We start from the raw sequence: 18,242 nt of genomic DNA on the forward strand, positions 1-18,242 counted from the left end.
CTACGCCACGTCCCAGCGGGGGCCGGCCGGGGTGTCCATGACGGTGACGCCAAGTCCGGCCAGTTCGTCGCGGATGGCGTCGGAGCGGGCGAAATCCTTGTTCTTGCGGGCTTCCTGACGCTCGCCTACAAGCGCTTCCACCCGGGCGGCGTCGATGCCCAGGCGCACGGCCCGGCTGGCCTTGAGCGTCTCCAGAAAGGATTCGCTGCCCTGGCCGAAGAGGCCGAGCTCCTGTCCCCAGTCGGCCAGGTCGGCCAGGATGCGGCGCAGGACGTCGGCCGTCTCGCGGCTCTTGGCCATGGCCTTGTCTTCCATGAGCCGGCCGGCCAGGCGCGCCGCGCCGAACACGTGGCCCAGGGCCTGGGCGGTGTTGAGGTCGTCGTCCATGGCCGCGCCGAAGCCTTCCTCCAGCTTGGCCAGTTCCTGGGCCACGTCCGGGGGGAGCTTCGTCTCGGACCATTTGGCGCGGGAGAGCGCCTGCTCCATCTGGGCCATGGCGGCGTAGATGCGGCGCAGGCCTTTTTCCGCCTCGTCCAGGGCCTGATCGGAGTAGTCCAGCGGGCTTCTGTAATGGGAGGAGACCAGGAAAAAGCGCAGCACCTCGGGCAGGTAGCGCGCGTAGATGTCGCGGATCGTAACGAAGTTGCCGAGGGACTTGGACATCTTCTCGGTGTTGATGCGCACGAAGCCGTTGTGGACCCAGAAGCGGCAGAACTCGCCGCCGATGGCCGCCTCGCTCTGGGCGATCTCGTTTTCGTGGTGGGGGAAGACGAGGTCCTGGCCGCCGCCGTGGATGTCGATGGGCATGCCCAGGAGCTTTTCGCTCATGGCCGAGCATTCCAGGTGCCAGCCGGGCCGGCCGGGTCCGAAGGGGCTGTCCCAGACCGGCTCGCCGGGCTTGGACGACTTCCACAGGGCGAAGTCCAGCGGGTCTTCCTTTTCCTCGCCCGGGGCCACGCGCGCGCCGGCGCGCATGTCCTCCACGTCGCGGCCTGAGAGCTTGCCGTAGCCGGGGAAGGAACGCACCCGGAAATACACGTCGCCCGAGGGCGTGCGGTAGGCGTGCCCGTTTTCGATGAGGCGCTCGGCCAGCTCCGCCATCTCGCCGATGTACTGCGTGGCTCTGGGCTCGGCGTCGGCGCGCAGGATGCCGAGGCGGTCCATGTCCTCGTAGAAGGCGGCGATGTAGCGCTCGGCGATCTCGGTGCTGGAGACGCCCTCGGCGTTGGCCTTCCTGATGATCTTGTCGTCCACGTCGGTGAAGTTGCGCACGAAGGTGACGTCCAGGCCCTTGCGGCGCAGGTGGCGCACCAGCACGTCGAAGACCACGGACGAGCGGGCATGCCCGATATGGCAGAGGTCATAGGCGGTGATGCCGCACACGTACATGGCCACCTTGCCCGGCCGGCGGGGGACGAAGGTCTCCTTGGACCGGGTCATGGTGTTGAAAAGCTGCATGCCAAGCCTCCCTGAAAAAGTCCCCACCCTTTGCAAAGGGGAGGCGTAAAGTCAAGGGACGCCCGGATAGGGCAACCCCTCCGCCTGCCCTGCAAACGACAAGGGCCGGCGGCTCCCCTGGGGAACCGCCGGCCCTGGCGTCGCCTGGGCGGCGAAAGCTAGTCGGTGACCACCATGACGCTGGAGGCCTTGACCATGGCCTTGACCTTGGAACCGGCCTTGAGGCCCATGTGCTCGGCGGACTCCTTGGTGATGACGGAGACGATCTCGACGCCGGGGGCGGCTTCGATGACGACTTCCGCGTTGACCATGCCGATGTTGACCTTCTTGACGGTGCCGGGAATGAGATTGCGGGCGCTGACTTTCATGGCTGCGACTCCTTACGGGTTGTATGTTGCCGGGGTGCTACGAAATGCCTGCCTGCCTTGCGATGCTTGTGTCGGAAAAGAAATAGGACATTTTTAAGTCACACGCAAATTATTTTTTTCGTGTGATATAAGATTTTTATGAAATTTATTTATTACAATATATTATGCTACTATAATCACGAATTATAAAAAATCGTGACAGTATGACGACTAATGACCCACCCTTTTCCCTTTTACTTTTGGAATGTTGGCTCAAACGGATTGTTTCTGAGTGTCTTCTTTGTGACGACAGGGCCGTTACGATACGACGGATGGGACTTTTGCGACGGTTTCGGGTCGGTGCCACGGGTACGACTGTCGCGAACAGGGAGCGAGGGACCGGAGCGGGCGGCCGCCGCCGCGCCCGGTCCGATCGGGCGGGCGCGGCGGAAAACGGCCGGCCCGTGCTAGCCCTTCCAATCCAGACGCACGACCACGGTGGGGTCGAGCACCTGGAAGGTGAAGGATTCCAGGAAGAAAAGCGCCACCTTCTCGGTGTCGTGCGAGGCGTAGCCGATGGCGATGTCGCCGCCCAAGGTCATCTCCAGATCGCCGCCGCGCGTGGAGAGCAGGTAGGCCTCCTCCAGGAAGGGGCTGACGATGACCTCGCCGCCGAGCATGGTCTCCAGGTACTGCGACAGCGGATAGCCGCGCACGTGCCCGGACAGGGCCACCCAGGTCTCGGGCCCGACCGCCAGGGCGTAGGGGCCCTCCACCGAGGTCTTGCGCAGGGCGGTGAGCCCCAGGGACACTTTTTCGGCGATGTCCTCGGGATCCTTGGTCAAGGTCATGCGCGTCTGACTCGACACTTCCGAGAGCCCCTTGATGCCGGCCGGAGCGAAGCCATGGTACACGGCCTCCTCCTCGAACCGGGCGAGCTTCTCGGCGGCCGCGTCCAGGGCGGCCAGGTCGATGTCCTTGCCGCCCCGGGCGGCGTTGTCGATCTCGGCGATGTCCAGGGTGAAGGGCACCTTGACCTCGACCAGGGGTTTGACCTGGTGCAGGCCGTAGGTGATGCCGGAAACGGACTGCGTCTTGGCGTATTCGATGCGCCCCAGCGGCACGGCGGCGTATTCCCAGCCGAGCGGCCCGGCCACGTCCACGACCCGGCGGGCCGAGAGCATGGTGGTGAGCGTCTGGCGGGCGCGGCTGTCCACGGCTTGCCAGGCGGCGGCGGTGATGGGGGCGAGATCGCGTTTGAGAATGTCCATGACGTCTCCTTTGCGCCCGCGTTCTTGCGCGGACGCCGTGGAACGAATGACGATGGGATGCTAGCGGCCGGCCTTGAGGCTGCCGATGCCCAGCGACCCGCCCAAGGCCGGGGCCTTGTCCGGGGCGGCCTGTCCGCCCTCGCCCGTGGCCGCGTCCTCCAGGGCCGTGATGTCGCCCGTGGTGAAGAGGTAGGTGCGCATGACCGCGTCCCAGCCGGGCATGGTGCGCCGCAGCCACTCCAGGCCCATGATGGCGTGCTCCATCTCCTCGTCGCGGTTGTGGGCCATGATGGCCTTGATCTGTGGGTCCGTGGCCGCGGACACGCGCTGGTGGTACCAGTTGATGGCTTCGATCTCTTCCTTGAGACTCATCAGCGCCCGGACGAAATCCCGGTCCAAGGGCGAGAGCTCGGCGACTGGCTCGTGATACTGATCCATGTGGTGCTCCTTGGCTGTGTCCGCCCCAGGAGCGGGCGGACGATTGCCGGCACTATGCCACAGGCGCGGCGAAATGCAACGCCGCGCCCGTGAAGAAAGAAAGGCTTTCGGGGGAGGGCTAGAAGAGGATCAGGTCCTTGGCTTCGTTGGCGTCGCCTTCCCGGGGCGGAAAGGCCGGAGCCAGGAGGTCGCCCAGGCGGGAGACGGCCTGGGCCAGGGCTTTGGCCGGGTCGCCCCGGCGGATGTCCTCGGAGAGGGAGGCGGCCACGGCGTCCAGTTTCCGTGCGTCGAGCCCGGCGGCCAGACCCTTGTCCGGGAGCAGGAAGACCAGGCCCTCGAAGACCGAGACGTAGACGAGCAGGGCGTTGCGCTCCCGGGTGTCGGCCAGGCCGTGGACGTAGAAGGCGGCCTGGGCCGCCTGCAAGGTCTCGTGGCGGGCGCGCCCGGGCGAGACGAAAGGACGCTTGAGTTCCGGCAGCCGGCTGGCGGCCTGGAAGCCGGCCAGGGAAAAAAGGCCGAAAAAAGCCAGGAAAAGCCACATGTCGCGCGTGCCGGCCAAAAGGCAGAGAAAGACCGCTCCCAAAAGGCCCACGGCCACGGCGCAGGCCAGCTCCGCCTTGGGGTAGCTGTCGCTGGCCCCGACCACCATGGGCACGATCTCGGCCGAGGTCCTGGCCTCGGCCGCGCGCACCGCCGCAAGGATCGTCGCCTGGCCGTCGCGGGCCAGAAACTTGTGGGCAAGCCGTTTCATGTCCGCCTCCTACCAGCTTCCCGACGATCCGCCGCCGCCGAAGGATCCGCCGCCGCCGGAAAATCCGCCGCCGCCCCCGGAGGACCCGCCGCCTCCGCCGAAATAGAATCCGCCGCCGCCGCCGCGCCCGGAACTGAAAAGCGCCGGTCCGATGAGCCCGAGCACCACGCCGGCGATGCACAAAAGCGCCAGCACGCCGAGGCCCATGCCGAAAAGCGCGCCCGCCCCCGGCAGCACCAGGCCGAAGATGCCGGCCCGGGCCGGTGCCGGCAGCCGCGACAGCACGGCGGTCAGGATGACGGCCAGGATGAACAGCCCGAAAAAGGCGTTGTCGTCGTTGTGGGCCTTGTCGCCGGCGCGGCCGGGCTCGGCCTTGTACTCGCCTCGCACGGCCTCCATGATGGCCGACACGCCGCTTTGGACGCCGGCGTCGAAACGGCCGGCCTTGAAGGCCGGCAGGATGGCGTAGTCGATGATGCGCCCGGACAGCGCGTCCGTGAGCCGTCCCTCCAGGCCGTAGCCGACCTCGATGCGTACCTTGCGGTCTCCCTTGGAAACGAGCAGCAGCAGGCCGTTGTCCTTGCCCTTCCGCCCGATGCCCCAGGCTTGCGCCACCTTGACGGAATACTCCTCCAGGGTTTCGCCGGCCAGGGACGGGATGGTCAGCACCACCAGCTGCGTGGAGTCCGTGCGCTCGAAATCGGCCAGCTTGGCGTCGAGCTCCTTCACCGTCTCCGGCGAAAGCATGCGGGCGTCGTCCACCACCCGCCCGGTCAGGCGCGGCACGTCCAGGGCCAGGGCGGTGGAGGCGAGGGTGAGGGAGAGAGAGAAGGAGAAGAAGATGAAGAATAAGAGGAAGATGCCTCCGGCGGCCAGGAGGGGCACTGCCCCTCCTGGACCTCCCGGAAGGGGGAAACGGGGGCCTGCGGTCCTCTTGCCGCCACGGCGGGGCAGGCTGACAGGGCAGGGAAGTTGAAAAACTGGCATGGAGCCTCCGCTCAGGGGCGGCGTATCGCCTGTTCGCTGTTCGACCGCTTCGCCGCCGACCATGACCATACCCCCCTGAGAGGGGGTCCGGGGGGCATCATGCCCCCCGGCCGCCGGAGGCATTCTTCGTCTTCTTAAAACTTCACCTTGGGCGCTTGTTTGGCGGCGTCGTCGGCCTTGAAGTATTCCTTGGGCTTGAGGTGGAGCATCAGGGAGTTGGTGATGAAGTTGGGGAAGGTGCGGATGGAGGCGTTGTAGGTCTCCACGGCCTGGTTGTAGCGTTGCCGGGCCACGTTGATGCGGTTTTCCGTGCCTTCGAGCTGGTTTTGCAGATCGCGGAAGTTCTGGTCGGCCTTGAGCTGCGGGTAGTTTTCCACCACGGCCAGCAGTCGAGACAGCGACGACTGCATCTGCCCCTGGGCCTGCTGGAAGGCGGCCATGGCCTGCGGGTCGGCCAGGGTGTCCGGGGTGATCTTGACCTGCGTGGCCTTGGCCCGGGCGTCGACCACGGCGGTCAAGGTGTCCTTTTCGTGGGCGGCGTAGCCCTTGACGGTCTCCACCAGGTTGGGGACGAGGTCCAGGCGGCGTTGCAGGGCGGATTCCACGTTGCCCCAGGCGGCGTTGACCGCCTCCTCGTTGGTCTGCATCTGGTTGTAGCCGCAGCCGGACAGGCTGGCGAGGACCAGGACGGCGCAAAGCAGGCTGGCAAATCGGATCATGGGCGCTCCTTGGCGGGTAGGCTGACGATATGCCACCATAAGCCCTGCGGCGGCCTGGGGCAAGACTCGGTGCGAACGGCGTCGTCGGCTTTGGCGGCAACCCGCCGGTCCGATGCGGCTTCGCCGGCGATCCCCAAAGGCGTTATTCTTCCATAATTGGAGGATCAGGCAAAAAATATCCCGGAATAGGCGTTTTTACCCGGCCGTTGTTGGAGTATCCATGCCAAGTCTCCAGGGCCGGCCCGGCCGTGGAGGCCAGGGACGAACGAGACGGAGCCAAAGGAGAACGCCATGCTCTACAGAACCATGCCCAAAAACGGAGACAAGCTCTCCATCCTCGGTTTCGGCTGCATGCGCCTGCCCGCGACGCCCGAAGGGGCCATCGACGAGCCGCGCGCCATCGCCCAGATCCGCGCCGCCATCGACGCGGGCGTCAATTACGTGGACACGGCCTGGCCCTACCATGCCGGGGCCAGCGAGCCGCTGCTCGGCAAGGCCCTGCGCGACGGCTACCGCGAGCGGGTGAAGCTCGCCACCAAGCTGCCTTCCTGGCTGGTGCACAGCCGGGGCGACATGGACCGCTTTCTCGATGCGCAGCTGCAGCGCCTGGAGACGGACCACATCGACTACTATCTCGTCCATGCCCTGGACGGGCCGCTGTGGGACGCGGTGTCCGGCCACGGCGTGACCGGCTTCCTCGACGCGGCCAAGGCCGACGGCCGCATCGTCAACGCGGGCTTTTCGTTCCACGGCCTGCTGCCCGACTTCAAGCGCATCGTGGACGCCTATCCCTCGATATTCTGCCAGATCCAGTACAACTACCTGGACCAGGAATTCCAGGCCGGAACCGAGGGCCTGCGCTACGCCGCCGAGCGGGGGCTCGGCGTGGTCGTCATGGAGCCCCTGCGCGGCGGCAGTCTGGCCCGGCCCGCCCAGTCCCCGGCCGTGGCCGCGATATGGGACGAGGCCACGGTCAAGCGTGCGCCCGTGGAATGGGCCCTGCGCTGGGTGTGGAACCATCCCGAGGTCACGCTGCTGCTGTCCGGCATGAACGACGAGGCCCACATCGCCCAGAACGTCGCCGTGGCCGATCAGGCCTTGCCCGGCTCCCTGGGCGAGGCGGAGATGGCCTTGGTGGACCGCGCCGGGGGCAAGTACAAGGAGCTGCTCAAGGTCGGCTGCACGGGCTGCGGCTACTGCATGCCCTGCCCCATGGGCGTGCAGATTCCCAAGTGCTTCGACGCCTACAACGGCCTGCACATGTCCGGCGACGCCGAAGCGGCGCGGTTCCATTACGCGATCAGCGTCGGCGGCGTGATCGGCGTGGACGCCCCGGGCTTCGCCTCCCTGTGCGCGGCCTGCGGCGAGTGCCTGGAGAAGTGTCCGCAGCACATCGAGATCCCCGAGGTGCTCAAGTCCGTGGTCGCCGACCTGGAGGACGACGCCATGGCCCAGCGCATCGAACAGGCCCGGAAGATCTTCACGGTCCGGCCGCACTGAATCCGCCGCCGGCCCGTCCGGACGGCGACGCATGTCGGGGGCGGCCGGGAGAGGGCCGCCCCCTTGCATCGAGGAGACGTCTTTTCATGCTTCACGCTTCGCGCAGCCTCGCGGCCGAGCCCGGGGAAAAGGAACCGGGCGGCGGGACCATCCTGCTCATGGCCGTGGCGGCCGGTCTCTTCGTGGCCAGCATCTACTATAATCAACCCATGCTCGGCATGCTGGCCCGGGATTTCGGCGTCGGGGCCGAGGGCGTGGCCGGCGTGGCCGTGGCCACCCAGGGCGGCTACGCCTTGGGGCTGTTGTTCCTGTCGTGTCTGGGCGACTGTTTCGAGCGTCGGCGGCTCATTTTCCTGACCGCCGTCGCCCTGGCCCTGGCTCTCGGCTTCGCGGCCGCGGCCACGAGCGTCGCCATGCTCGTGGTTGCGAGCTTTTGCGTCGGAGCGCTGGCCACCGTGGCCCAGCAGGTGGTGCCCATGGCCGCGCAGCTCGCCCCGGGGCATATGCGCGGCCGGGTGCTCGGCGTGGTCATGGCCGGTCTGCTCACGGGCATCTTGCTCGCCCGCACCGTCAGCGGCCTGGTCACGCAATACGCCGACTGGCGGGCGATGTTCGCCCTGGCCGGCGCGGCCTGCCTGGCCATGGGCCTGCTTTTGGCATGGCGGTTGCCCAGGGTTGCGCCCGCGGCTTCCATATCCTATGCCCGGACCTTGCGCTCGTTGGCGCAGTTGTACCGCCGTCACCGGGCGTTGCGTCGGGCGGGACTGGTGCAGGGCTTGCTTTTCGGCTCCTTTGTGGCCTTCTGGGCCACGGTGAGCCTGTTTCTGGAGCGGCCGCCCTTTTCCCAGGGCAGCGCCGTGGCCGGGCTGCTGGGCCTGCTCGGTGCGGCCGGGGTGCTGGCCGCGCCCGTGGCCGGCCGACTTGCGGACGGCGGGGGCGGGCGCAAGGGAAGGGTGGTGGTCGCCGGCGCGGCCTCGGTGGCCGTCGCCTTCGCGCTCATGACCGCGTTCCAGGCTTCCTGGACAGCGCTGCTCGGCGGGGTGCTTCTGCTCGACGTTGGCCTGCAATGCGCCATGTTGTCCAACCAGACCCGGGTCTACGCCCTGGACGACACGGCGCGAAGCCGGCTCAACACCGTGTTCATGACCGTGATGTTCACGGGCGGCGCCCTGGGCTCGGCCGTCGGGGCCGCGGCCTTCGTCCGCTTCGGCTGGACGGGGGTGTGCCTGCTTGGCATGGCCTGCGCCGCGACGGCCCTGGCCATCGAACTGCGATCCGAAACCGGAGCCCGGGACGGGCAAGGCGGGGGAACCGGAAGATGAAGATCCTTTATTATGATTGTCGCGCCGGCATCAGCGGCGACATGAATCTGGCGGCCATGCTCCACCTCGGCGTGGACCAGGACCATTTGCGCACGGAGCTGTCCAGGCTCGGGCTCGACGCGGAATTCGACCTGCGCGTCTCCCGGGCCGCCAAAAGTGGCATCGCCGGCCTGCGGGTGGACGTGGACCTCGCCGACGCCACGCCCGACGGCGTCGCGCTCGGCCATGGCCATGACCACGGGCACGAACACACGCACGGGCACGAGCATGGCCACACGCATGAACACGGCCATGGTCACGACCACGAGCATGCGCACGAGCACGCCCATACGCACGAGCACGGCCATGACCACGCCCACGCGCCGCACGACCATGCCGGGGACCATCACGGGCCCGGCCACGACCATGGCCAGGCCTGCCAGGGGCACGGCCCCCACCGAGGCCTGTCCGACATCGAGGCCATCATCGAAGGCAGCGGCTTGGCCGAGCCCGTGCGCCGCACCAGCCTGGCGATCTTTCGCCGCCTGGCCCGGGCCGAGGCGGCCGTCCACGGCGTGCCCGTGGAGGCAGTGCATTTTCACGAGGTCGGGGCCACCGACGCCCTGGTGGACATCGTGGGCGCGGCCATATGCCGCCACGCCTTGGACGTGGACGCGGTCTGGGCCTCGCCCGTGGAGCTCGGCGGCGGGTTCGTGCGCTGCGCCCATGGGCTCATCCCCGTGCCGGCCCCGGCCACGGTCGAACTGCTCCACGGCATCCCCACCACCCGGGGGGCGACGGCGGCCGAAACCGCCACGCCCACTGGCGCGGCCATCATCGCCACCCTGGCCGAGCGCTTCACGGACGCCCCGGCCATGGTCGTGGAAAAAACCGCCTACGGCGTCGGCCACCGCGACATGGCCATCCCCAACCTCCTGCGCGTGCACCTGGCCCGGGCCGAGGGCGGCAAAGTCCGCGGCACGACGCAGCCGGCCAGGCTCCTGCAATGCAACATCGACGACATGACCGGCGAGATGCTCGGTGCGGCCCTGGAGCTGCTCATGGACGCCGGAGCCATGGACGTGCACTTCACGCCCATCGTCATGAAAAAAAGCCGGCCGGCCACCTGTCTGTCGCTTTTGTGCGGCGAGGCGGACCAGGCCCGCTTCACGGAACTGCTCTTCCGCCACACCACCACGCTCGGGGTCAAGAGCTTTCCCCTGGACAAGATCGTGCTGGACGTGGCCTTCGAGACCCGGCAGACGCCCCTTGGCCCGGTGACCATGAAAAACGCCCTGATGGACGGCGCGGTGCTGCGCTCCAAGCCGGAGTTCGAGGACTGCCGCCGGCTGGCCGAGGCCCACGGACTGCCTCTGGCCGAGGTCTACGCCGCCGTCGGCAAATGCGGGAAATAGCCATGGACCGAATGAGCCCCCCGGAAACGACGCCCACCCAGCGCGAAGCGGCTCTTCTGCGCGAGCTTCGCGGCCTGGGCCGCGTGCTCGTGGCCTTCTCCGGCGGCGTGGACAGCACCTTCCTGCTCCAGGCGGCCCTGGCGGCCCTCGGCGCGGAGAACGTCCTGGCCGCCACCCTGGCCCCGCCCTACGCCGCCAGGGCCGAGGTCGAGGAGGCCGTGCGCCTGGCCGGCGCGCTCGGCGCGCGCCACAGGCTCCTCCCCGTGCCCTTTCCCGAGGCCGTGCGCGACAACCCCCCGGACCGCTGCTACCGCTGCAAGCGCCTGCTTTTCTCGCGCCTGCTCGAACTGGCCGCTTCCGAGGGCCTGGACCGCGTCGCCGATGGCACCAACCGCGACGATTTGGGCGACTACCGGCCCGGGCTTGCGGCCCTTGCCGAACTGGGCGTGGCCAGTCCACTTGCCGCGGCCGGCCTGACCAAGGCCGACATCCGCGCCCTGTCGCGGCAGCGCGGGCTGCCCACCTGGGACAAACCCTCGGCCCCCTGCCTGCTCACGCGCCTGCCCCACGGCGCGCGCGTCGTCGAGGCGGACCTTGTCCGCGTGGAGCAGGGCGAGACCGTGCTGCGGGAACTCGGCTTCCCCGGCGCGCGCCTTCGCCTGCATGGCGATCTGGCCCGCATCGAGGTGCCGGCCGCAAGCATCGCGGAACTGGCGGCGGCCGCCGCCGCAAACGACCTGCCCGGCCGCCTCGGACGGCTCGGCCTGCGCCACGTGACCGTGGACCTGGCCGGCTACCGGACGAGCCGCCCCAACCAGCCCGCCTCAGGCGGGGAAACGGAATCCGAAGACGCATGGACACCCAAGAGACGCTCCTGACGCTTCTGACCGCCGTCAAAAACGGCGAACTGGACGTGACCGAAGGCATGGCGCGCCTGCGCGACCTGCCGTTTCTGGAAATGGGGCACACCAAGATCGACCTGCACCGGCCGCTTCGAAACGGCTTTCCCGAGGTGGTCTACGCCGCGGGCAAGACCGCCGATCAGGTGGTGGACATCTTCTGCCGCCTGCGCGACCGCTCTCCGGTGCTGGCCACCCGCGTGCCCGAGGAGACGGCCCGGCGCGTGCTCGAAGCCTGCCCCGGGGTCCGGCACAACCCCCTGGCCCGCACTCTGACCCTGGGCGGGGAGGACGTCGTCTGCGGCGACGGCGAGATCGGCGTGGTCACGGCCGGCACCTCGGACCTGCCCGTGGCCGAGGAGGCGGTCGAGACCTGCCGCATGTTCGGCCACAAGGCCTTCCTCGTCAGCGACGTGGGCGTGGCCGGGCTGCATCGGCTGCTCGACAGCATCGACGTCCTGCGCCGGGCCCGGGTGCTCATCGTGGTGGCCGGCATGGAAGGGGCGCTGGCCAGCGTCGTCGGCGGCCTCGTGCCCCAGCCGGTGGTGGCCGTGCCCACCTCGGTGGGCTACGGCGCGGCCCTTTCCGGGTTCACGGCCCTTTGCGGCATGCTGACCTCGTGCGCCAGCGGCGTGACCGTGGTCAACATCGACAACGGCTTCGGCGCGGCCTGCGCCGCCTGCCGCGTCAACAACCTGTGCCGGCGGTCCGCCGAGGAAAACGGGAAAGGATAAAACGAAGAAAGGAGGGCCGGCGGTACTGGTCCGGCCGCGCCGGCCGTCCGGGGCCGTCCCCGGAAAACGCCCGGGTCCCCGGCCTCACGCCGAACCCCCGGGAGCGAAAAAAACGTCCGGGCGGCCCTATGGACAGGGCTTCCCCGGGACCGGCCCGCCGCTTGGGACGGTCCCGGGGAAGCCGCTCGTTTTGCGCCCGCGAAACGCGTCCCCGCGCGTTTGGCGGGCGGACTGGGCCGGGCCGGCGGTCCTCGACGCCGCCGTTACTCGCCGCAGGCCTTCTTCACGGCCGTGAGCACGGCCTCGGGCTCGAAAGGCTTGTGGATGGCGGCCACGGCCTTGCGGATGGCCATATCGTGGCCGGTCAGCCCGCTGATGACCACCACGGGGATGTTCTTGAACTCGTCCTTTTGGCTGAACTTCCGGTAGAAGCGCGGCCCCCACTCGTGGGGCATCTCCAGGTCCAGGGTGATGCAGTCCGGACGCTCGCGTTCGAGCACGTCCATGGCCGCGTCGCCGTCGCTGGCGCTGCACGTCTCGAAGCCATTGTCCCCAAGCAGCGTGACGAGATAGGAGACGATCTGGGGATCGTCGTCCACCACCATGATTTTCTTGGCCATCTCCGACTCCTTGGTGGGCGCGCGGCCGGCGGCGGACGCGTTCCCGATGCGGTTGCTCGCTATTTACGCCATAGCCATACGGGAATACCGGTTGCCTAGCACAGGGAACGGGGCTCGGGGAAGGGCGGCACGTCCGTTTTCCCTTTCCCGGCGGCCGCGTCGGCGCGGCGGCCGGGTTTTGCTCGTCGGTTGTTTCCAAGCATAATAGTCTGAAATTGTTTCCAAAACCATACACCCTTCGGCTCAGGCGCGCAACTCCCTGGCGGTATGGCCGTTTTCCGGCCGCAGGCGCGGCAGGTGGATGACGAAGCGCGCCCCTTGCCCCGGTTCGTTGATCACATCGATGGAACCGCCGTAATCCGTGATGATTCCGTAGCTGATGGACAACCCCAGGCCCGTGCCCTTGCCCACGGCCTTGGTGGTGAAGAAGGGCTCGAAGACCTTGTCCTGGATGTTGGGCGGGATGCCGCCGCCGGTGTCCGCGACCTCGGCCGTCACGGCCTCGTCCTCGGCGTAGACCCGCAGGCTCACCCGCTTGGCCGCGCCGGGCCCGGCTTCGGCCGCATGCTCCTCCACGGCGTCGCGGGCGTTGAGGAGCAGGTTCATGAACACCTGCTCCAGCCGGTTGCCTTCGGCCAGCACCTTGGGCAGATCCGGGGCGATGTCGCAGGTCACCCCGATGTTGCGCACCTTGAGCTGCTGGGTGAAGAGCTCGAGGGTGCGCGAGAGCACCTCGCCGAGGTCCACGGGCTCGACCACGAGCTCGGATTTGCGCCCGAACTCGCGCATGTGGTTGATGATGCGGGTGGCCCGGGCGATGTGCTTGCCGATGCCCTCGGCCATCTCCTGGAAGAGCTCCCGGGGCACGGCCCCGTCGCCCCTGGTCTTGCGCAGGAGGTAGTCGGAGATGGTCTGGATGACGGTCATGGGCTGGTTGAGTTCGTGGGCGACGCTGGTGGCCATCTCGCCGAGCGTGGCCATCTTGCCCGCCTGGATGAGCTGCTGCTCGGTCTCGAGCCGGCGGGTGATGTCCGTGGCCGAGACCAGGTAGACCTGGCTGCCCGGGAAGGCGGCCGTGGACACGCGCACCGAGACGTAGATGCTCTCGCCGTCCTTTTTGGCGTGCCTGGCCCGGTCGATGGCGCTCTGCTCCCGGATGCGGCGCTCGTAGCCGCTGCGGTCGCGGTCGGCGAAGAGGTCCAGGAAGCTCTTGCCGAGCAGCTCCCCCTGCTCGTAGCCGTAGACCTCCTTGGCCTTCTGGTTGCACTCGACGATGGTCAGAGTCTCGCGGTCGAGGACGAACAGCGCCGTGGGGATGCAGCTGAAGATGGCCAGGTACTTGCGCCGCGAGCGTTCGAGCTCCTCCTCCAGGAACTTGCTGTCCGTGATGTCGAGGCTGATCTCCATGACCGCGTTGACGTTGCCCGCGGCGTCGGTCATGGGCGCGGTGCTGACGAAGAAGCTGCGCTTGGAGCCGTCCTTGGCCGTGGTCACCTCCTCGGTGGCGTGGGGGAGGTTGTCTTCGAAGGTGCGGATCACCGGGCAGTTGGGGCAGGGGGCGTCCAGGCCCTTGTAGGCCTTGTAGCAGTATTCGCCGGGCCGGGCGTGGAACTCCCCGGCGAAGAGCTGGTTGTAGCTGACCAGGCGCAGGTCGCGGTCCTGCACGGTGATGGTGCAGGGCACGTGCTCGAAGAGGTCCTGGTAGCGCTTCATCTGGCGGGCGAGCTCGGCCTGCTTGGACAGCACCTCCCGGCCCATGGCCCCGATGGCCCGGCCGAGTTCCCCCATCTCGTCGCACTGGCGCATGTCCAGGCCCTGGAATTCTTCGCCCCGGGCGATGGCCCGGGTGGCGCGCATCATGCGCCGCACCGGCCGGTTGACCAGCAGGTGCAGGCACAGGAAAAGGATGAGGAACAGCGCCCCGGCGATGGCCAGGGCCATAAGGAAGTTGATGCGGCCGAACCGGGCCAGGTTGGCCTGCGGCCCCTCCAGGGAGACCACCATGTCGAGCAGGCCCAGGATCTGCTTGCCGGGCGGGTGCACGTGGCAGGGGTCGCCCGAGCAGGAGACGTCGTTGCGGATGGGGAAGATGATGCCCAGGCACTGCTGCTCCGTGGCGTCGGCGAACACGCGGGTGCGCTGCTTGATGTCCAGGCGCGACAGCGGCGGCTCCAGGCGGTGGCAGACGTAGCAGGCCTCCTGCTTGATGTCCGTGACGGCCCCTATCTCGGTGGTCTGGTTGGAATACTTGATCTCGCCGCGCTTGTTGTAGACGCGGATGGAGCGGATGGCCCGCTGGGAGCCGATGTTGCGCACGATCTCCTGGGTGGCGTCGGGCGCGTAGGTCAGCATGGAGTCGTGCAGGCCGAGGATGATGGTGGTGCCCAGGCGGTCGATGTCGGACACGGTGTTTTCCATGGACAGGGCTTCCATGGCTTCCATGTTGATCGAGGACCACAGGAAGAAAAAGAACATCAGGGCCGCGCCGGAGACGATGGCCAGCTTGGTGATCAGCGAGCAGCGGATGCGTGTGAGCAGGCCTCCCGAGGCCTGGGCGAAACGGTCCAGGGGCGACGGTCCCTGCCGGGCCGCTTTCCGCGATGCGCGCGTCTTCATGGTCCCCTCCGCCGCCAAGGGCGCTGGTTACGGGACGCTCACCGTGATGGAGAAGGCCCCGGTCATGGCCCAGACGATCTCCCCGACCTCCAGGCGCATGTTGGCGAGGCTTTCCGGGGTGATGACCGAGCACACCCTGGCCCCGTCCTCGAGCTGCACCACCACCTCGGCCGTGTCCGCGCCCACCATGATGCGCTCGACCACGCCCCGGAAGCGGTTGGGGCCGGCGGCGGCCTGGCCGGCGTCGTCCCGGGTGAGCCTGGGCGGGCGGATGCGGGCGGTCACCGGGCTTCCCCGGCGAAGCCCCATGGCCCGCAGGTGGTCGTTGGACAGTACCGACACCAGGCGGTGGCCGCCAGGGGTTTCGACCTCGACGAGGGATTGCAGGTCGCCGGGGCTCACGTTGGCCACCTTGCCGGAAAAGACGTTGCGGCTGTCCTCGGCCGGGGTTTTCTCCCGGTCGAGCAGGGCCACGTCCAGGGCGGCGGCGTCCTCGCCGGAAAGCTCCAGAAAGGCGGCCGTGGAATTGGCCGTCAGGTGCCCCAGGCTGCGTTGGATGGCGACCAGGGGCACGCCGCCGCGCAGCAGTTCGATGCCCCGCGACCGGCGCAGGGTGTTGGGGTTGGCCATGTGGCGGGGCAGGCCGCACTCGGCCGCCCGCTCGTAGAGCACCCGGCGCACGTAGCCCTGGTCCAGGGCGAAGAGCGTGCCGCGAAAAGGCGCGTAGTCGGCGTCGCGCAGGATCTGGCCCAGTTCGGCGTGCAGCTCGTGAGGCATGTAGACCTCGCGCCACGGCCGGGCCTCCTCGCCGCGCCCGCCGAGGCGCACCTTGCGGGCCACCAGGTCGAAGTCCTCCACGTCGTGGACGGCCAGCACCTCGCCGAGCTTGGCTCCGGTGTGCCGCAGCATCAAAAACACGAGTCGGCAGCGGTTTCGTGATATTTTCGAGCGCTTGCCCCGGGCGTTGGCGACCCAGCGGGAAAAAGCCTGATCGAGCTGCGCCATCTGTTCCGGGGTCAGGTATTTGGCCGAAGCGGCGGCGCCGCCGTCGGGAAAAGCGCTCGGATCGTCATTTTCCTCGAACAAATTCGGATCATTAGGGATAATCCCCATAGGGGAACGCCTCCGTAGCGTTTTGCGGCGTCATGGGGAAGAAGATTTTTCATGACGCCTGTCGTGGGAAATCAAAAAATCAGGTGACAAGATTCACAAAACTCGCTAAGGACTAACCTCACGCATTGCAGGCAAATCGTGATAATTTTTGGTGGCGCTGTCAAGAGCCTTTTTCAGGCGGCGCGGCTCCCGGCCCGGGGCGTTCCCTGACGCCCCGGGCCGGGACCGTGGGACGGCGTCCCGGGACCGAGGCCAAGGGAGATGGGTGAAGTGAACACGTCAAGCAGAAGGTCAGTAATCGTATGAAAAATGCAAAACGGCGCACGGGAACACTGCTTGTCGCCCTGGCCCTGGTCGGGGCCGGCGGCTTGCTGACGCTGACGGCGGGAAAGGGCGCGGCCAAGGAGCAGGGGGACGAGAAGCTGCGGGCCGACATCCTGTCCATCGACGAACTCAAGCAGTTCGGCCCGCTCACCCAGCCTCCGGTCGTCTTCCTCCACGACAAGCACACGGCGGCGCTCGGCAAGCAAGCCAAGTTCTACCAGAAGGAATGCGGTACCTGCCACCTGTCGACCAAGGACGGGACCATGTTCCTGGCCTACCAGCGCGACGACCAGCCCGCCTCGGCCGACAAGATCAAAAACACCTACCACAACAACTGCATCAAGTGCCACATGGACATGTCCGCCGCCGGCGTGAAGTCCGGGCCCTCGGACGTGCAGTGCAAGGGCTGCCACAACGGCACGCCCGACGTCTCCTCCAACTGGCAGCCCATCGTAGTGGACAAGCGCCTGCACTTCCGCCACGCCGCCACCCAGGAGAAGGCCGAGAACAAGTGCGGCGCCTGCCACCACATCTATGACGAGGCCGCCGGCAAGACCATCGCCGCGCCCGCGCCCGAGAAGGTGCCCGGGGCCTGCGTGTACTGCCACACCGAGTCCGGCTCCACCGTGCCCGGACGCAAGCCCGAGAAGATCCGCTCCCTGCGCCTGGCCGCCCACGGCGAGTGCGTGACCTGTCACCGCGCCGTGGCCGCTTCCGGCGCCAAGGACGTGGCCACCGGCCCGTCCACCTGCGCCGGCTGCCACGGGCCGCTGGACCAGAAGGCCATCGCCGAGACGTCGCTCAAAAAAATTCCGGCCGGAGCCGACCTGCGCATCAAGCGCGGCCAGCCCGACTACGCCATGATCCGCCCGGCCGCCGTGGCCAAGCCGCTCATCGGCGCGGACGGCAAGCCGGTCAAACCCTACGGCATGCCGCCGGTGCCCTTTGACCACAAGTACCACGAGGCCAAAAGCGAGACCTGCGTCTCCTGCCACCACGCCGCCCTGACCTCCTGCGCCGAGAAGTGCCACACCGTGGCCGGGGCCAAGGAAGGCGGCTTCGTCACCCTGGAAGCGGCCATGCACAAGGTCGAGGCGACCCAGAGCTGCGCCGGCTGCCACGCGACGGCCCAGAAGAAGCCCGAGTGCGCCGGCTGCCACAACTCCATGAAAAAGGGCGTCGGCGACAAGAGCCAGTGCGGCTCCTGCCACGTGACCCCGACCGAGGGCCTCGACGCCGCCGTGTCCGAGTTCATGGGCAGAAACGACAAGGAAGCCGCCGCCATGGCCCCGGCCCTGGCCGAGAAGCTCCTTGCCGGCAAGCGCCCGGAGACGGCGACCTTCCCCGCCTCCGACATCCCCGAGACCGTGACCATCGGCTCCATCGCCAAGGACTACGAGCCCTCGGTGCTGCCGCACCGCAAGATCGTGCAGTCCATGGTGGCCGGCATGAAGGACAGCAAGCTGGCCGGGGCCTTCCACGCCACGGACGCGGCCGTGTGCCAGGGCTGCCACCACAATAGCCCCGCTTCCAAGACCCCGCCGCGCTGCGGCAATTGCCACCCCGCCGTCGAAGGCACGGCCGCCTCGCCGCGCCCGGCGCTCAAGGCCGCCTACCACAACCAGTGCATGGGCTGCCACACGGCCATGGGCATCGACGGCAAGGTGGTCGACAAGGCCGCGGGCGCCAAGCCCGTGCCCAAGGCCACGGACTGCACCGGCTGCCATGCGGCGAAGAAGCAATAGCACA

Annotated in this window: 16 protein-coding genes; 6 read left to right on the forward strand and 10 right to left on the reverse strand. The window is 68.0% G+C overall.

The window, feature by feature from the left end; all coding sequences use genetic code 11:
• The 7 genes from cysS to Q1K70_RS11090 form a co-directional block, all read right to left on the reverse strand.
• A complete protein-coding gene (gene cysS / locus Q1K70_RS11060) occupies positions 1-1,458 on the reverse strand; it encodes a cysteine--tRNA ligase (protein WP_300159178.1) in 1,458 nt (485 codons plus the stop codon).
• A gap of 158 nt (positions 1,459-1,616) precedes the next feature.
• Positions 1,617-1,826 (reverse strand): TOBE domain-containing protein, encoded by a 210-nt coding sequence (locus Q1K70_RS11065; protein ID WP_300159181.1) that lies wholly within the window; start codon positions 1,824-1,826, stop codon positions 1,617-1,619.
• Between the two features lie 446 nt (positions 1,827-2,272).
• On the reverse strand, positions 2,273-3,076 hold the full coding sequence (locus Q1K70_RS11070) for a family 1 encapsulin nanocompartment shell protein (protein WP_300159185.1): 804 nt from the start codon (positions 3,074-3,076) through the stop codon (positions 2,273-2,275).
• A 60-nt stretch (positions 3,077-3,136) separates the two neighbouring features.
• Positions 3,137-3,514 (reverse strand): ferritin-like domain-containing protein, encoded by a 378-nt coding sequence (locus tag Q1K70_RS11075; protein ID WP_300159188.1) that lies wholly within the window; start codon positions 3,512-3,514, stop codon positions 3,137-3,139.
• Positions 3,515-3,632: 118 nt separating this feature from the next.
• Entirely contained in the window at positions 3,633-4,265 is a 633-nt protein-coding gene (locus Q1K70_RS11080) for a hypothetical protein (protein WP_300159191.1), read from the reverse strand.
• 9 nt (positions 4,266-4,274) lie between these two features.
• On the reverse strand, positions 4,275-5,150 hold the full coding sequence (locus Q1K70_RS11085) for a YgcG family protein (protein ID WP_300159194.1): 876 nt from the start codon (positions 5,148-5,150) through the stop codon (positions 4,275-4,277).
• A gap of 236 nt (positions 5,151-5,386) precedes the next feature.
• Positions 5,387-5,971, reverse strand: a complete 585-nt coding sequence (locus Q1K70_RS11090) for a LemA family protein (protein ID WP_300159197.1) — start codon at positions 5,969-5,971, stop codon at positions 5,387-5,389.
• A gap of 291 nt (positions 5,972-6,262) precedes the next feature.
• Between Q1K70_RS11090 and Q1K70_RS11095 the strand changes: the two genes are divergently transcribed.
• The 5 genes from Q1K70_RS11095 to larB all read left to right on the forward strand — a co-directional run bounded on the left by Q1K70_RS11095 (position 6,263) and on the right by larB (position 11,820).
• Complete coding sequence (locus Q1K70_RS11095) at positions 6,263-7,471, forward strand: aldo/keto reductase (protein ID WP_300159200.1); 1,209 nt, start codon at positions 6,263-6,265, stop codon at positions 7,469-7,471.
• An 86-nt stretch (positions 7,472-7,557) separates the two neighbouring features.
• Positions 7,558-8,793 (forward strand): MFS transporter, encoded by a 1,236-nt coding sequence (locus Q1K70_RS11100; RefSeq protein WP_300159203.1) that lies wholly within the window; start codon positions 7,558-7,560, stop codon positions 8,791-8,793.
• Positions 8,790-10,187, forward strand: a complete 1,398-nt coding sequence (larC, locus tag Q1K70_RS11105) for a nickel pincer cofactor biosynthesis protein LarC (RefSeq protein ID WP_300159206.1) — start codon at positions 8,790-8,792, stop codon at positions 10,185-10,187. Before Q1K70_RS11100 ends, larC begins: the two co-directional genes overlap by 4 nt.
• Before the next feature lie 2 nt (positions 10,188-10,189).
• Positions 10,190-11,065, forward strand: a complete 876-nt coding sequence (larE, locus tag Q1K70_RS11110; RefSeq protein ID WP_300159209.1) for an ATP-dependent sacrificial sulfur transferase LarE — start codon at positions 10,190-10,192, stop codon at positions 11,063-11,065.
• On the forward strand, positions 11,041-11,820 hold the full coding sequence (gene larB, locus Q1K70_RS11115; protein WP_300159212.1) for a nickel pincer cofactor biosynthesis protein LarB: 780 nt from the start codon (positions 11,041-11,043) through the stop codon (positions 11,818-11,820). Before larE ends, larB begins: the two co-directional genes overlap by 25 nt.
• 263 nt (positions 11,821-12,083) lie before the next feature.
• Here larB and divK read toward each other — a convergent pair whose 3' ends face one another.
• The 3 genes from divK to Q1K70_RS11130 all read right to left on the reverse strand — a co-directional run bounded on the left by divK (position 12,084) and on the right by Q1K70_RS11130 (position 16,142).
• Positions 12,084-12,440 (reverse strand): DVU0259 family response regulator domain-containing protein, encoded by a 357-nt coding sequence (gene divK, locus Q1K70_RS11120; RefSeq protein ID WP_300159215.1) that lies wholly within the window; start codon positions 12,438-12,440, stop codon positions 12,084-12,086.
• A gap of 243 nt (positions 12,441-12,683) precedes the next feature.
• Positions 12,684-15,056: a PAS domain S-box protein gene (locus tag Q1K70_RS11125; RefSeq protein ID WP_300159218.1), complete on the reverse strand. Its 2,373-nt coding sequence runs from the start codon at positions 15,054-15,056 to the stop codon at positions 12,684-12,686.
• 27 nt (positions 15,057-15,083) lie between these two features.
• Positions 15,084-16,142 (reverse strand): TOBE domain-containing protein, encoded by a 1,059-nt coding sequence (locus tag Q1K70_RS11130; RefSeq protein ID WP_300159221.1) that lies wholly within the window; start codon positions 16,140-16,142, stop codon positions 15,084-15,086.
• A 329-nt stretch (positions 16,143-16,471) separates the two neighbouring features.
• Between Q1K70_RS11130 and hmcA the strand changes: the two genes are divergently transcribed.
• Positions 16,472-18,238, forward strand: coding sequence for a sulfate respiration complex hexadecaheme cytochrome HmcA (gene hmcA / locus Q1K70_RS11135; protein WP_300159223.1), 1,767 nt, complete (start codon positions 16,472-16,474; stop codon positions 18,236-18,238).
• Positions 18,239-18,242 lie beyond the last annotated feature (4 nt).

Source organism: Solidesulfovibrio sp. (assembly GCF_029978005.1).
In the GTDB taxonomy this organism is placed as follows: Bacteria; Desulfobacterota; Desulfovibrionia; order Desulfovibrionales; family Desulfovibrionaceae; genus Solidesulfovibrio.

Coding starts and splice junctions, on each gene's coding strand:
- Q1K70_RS11070 (WP_300159185.1), bottom strand. CDS start 3,076: ATGGACATTCTCAAACGCGATCTCGCCCCCATCACCGCCGCCGCCTGG.
- Q1K70_RS11075 (WP_300159188.1), bottom strand. CDS start 3,514: ATGGATCAGTATCACGAGCCAGTCGCCGAGCTCTCGCCCTTGGACCGG.
- Q1K70_RS11090 (WP_300159197.1), bottom strand. CDS start 5,971: ATGATCCGATTTGCCAGCCTGCTTTGCGCCGTCCTGGTCCTCGCCAGC.
- Q1K70_RS11100 (WP_300159203.1), top strand. CDS start 7,558: ATGCTTCACGCTTCGCGCAGCCTCGCGGCCGAGCCCGGGGAAAAGGAA.
- larB (WP_300159212.1), top strand. CDS start 11,041: ATGGACACCCAAGAGACGCTCCTGACGCTTCTGACCGCCGTCAAAAAC.
- larC (WP_300159206.1), top strand. CDS start 8,790: ATGAAGATCCTTTATTATGATTGTCGCGCCGGCATCAGCGGCGACATG.
- hmcA (WP_300159223.1), top strand. CDS start 16,472: ATGAAAAATGCAAAACGGCGCACGGGAACACTGCTTGTCGCCCTGGCC.
- Q1K70_RS11125 (WP_300159218.1), bottom strand. CDS start 15,056: ATGAAGACGCGCGCATCGCGGAAAGCGGCCCGGCAGGGACCGTCGCCC.
- divK (WP_300159215.1), bottom strand. CDS start 12,440: ATGGCCAAGAAAATCATGGTGGTGGACGACGATCCCCAGATCGTCTCC.
- Q1K70_RS11065 (WP_300159181.1), bottom strand. CDS start 1,826: ATGAAAGTCAGCGCCCGCAATCTCATTCCCGGCACCGTCAAGAAGGTC.
- Q1K70_RS11080 (WP_300159191.1), bottom strand. CDS start 4,265: ATGAAACGGCTTGCCCACAAGTTTCTGGCCCGCGACGGCCAGGCGACG.
- larE (WP_300159209.1), top strand. CDS start 10,190: ATGGACCGAATGAGCCCCCCGGAAACGACGCCCACCCAGCGCGAAGCG.
- cysS (WP_300159178.1), bottom strand. CDS start 1,458: ATGCAGCTTTTCAACACCATGACCCGGTCCAAGGAGACCTTCGTCCCC.
- Q1K70_RS11095 (WP_300159200.1), top strand. CDS start 6,263: ATGCTCTACAGAACCATGCCCAAAAACGGAGACAAGCTCTCCATCCTC.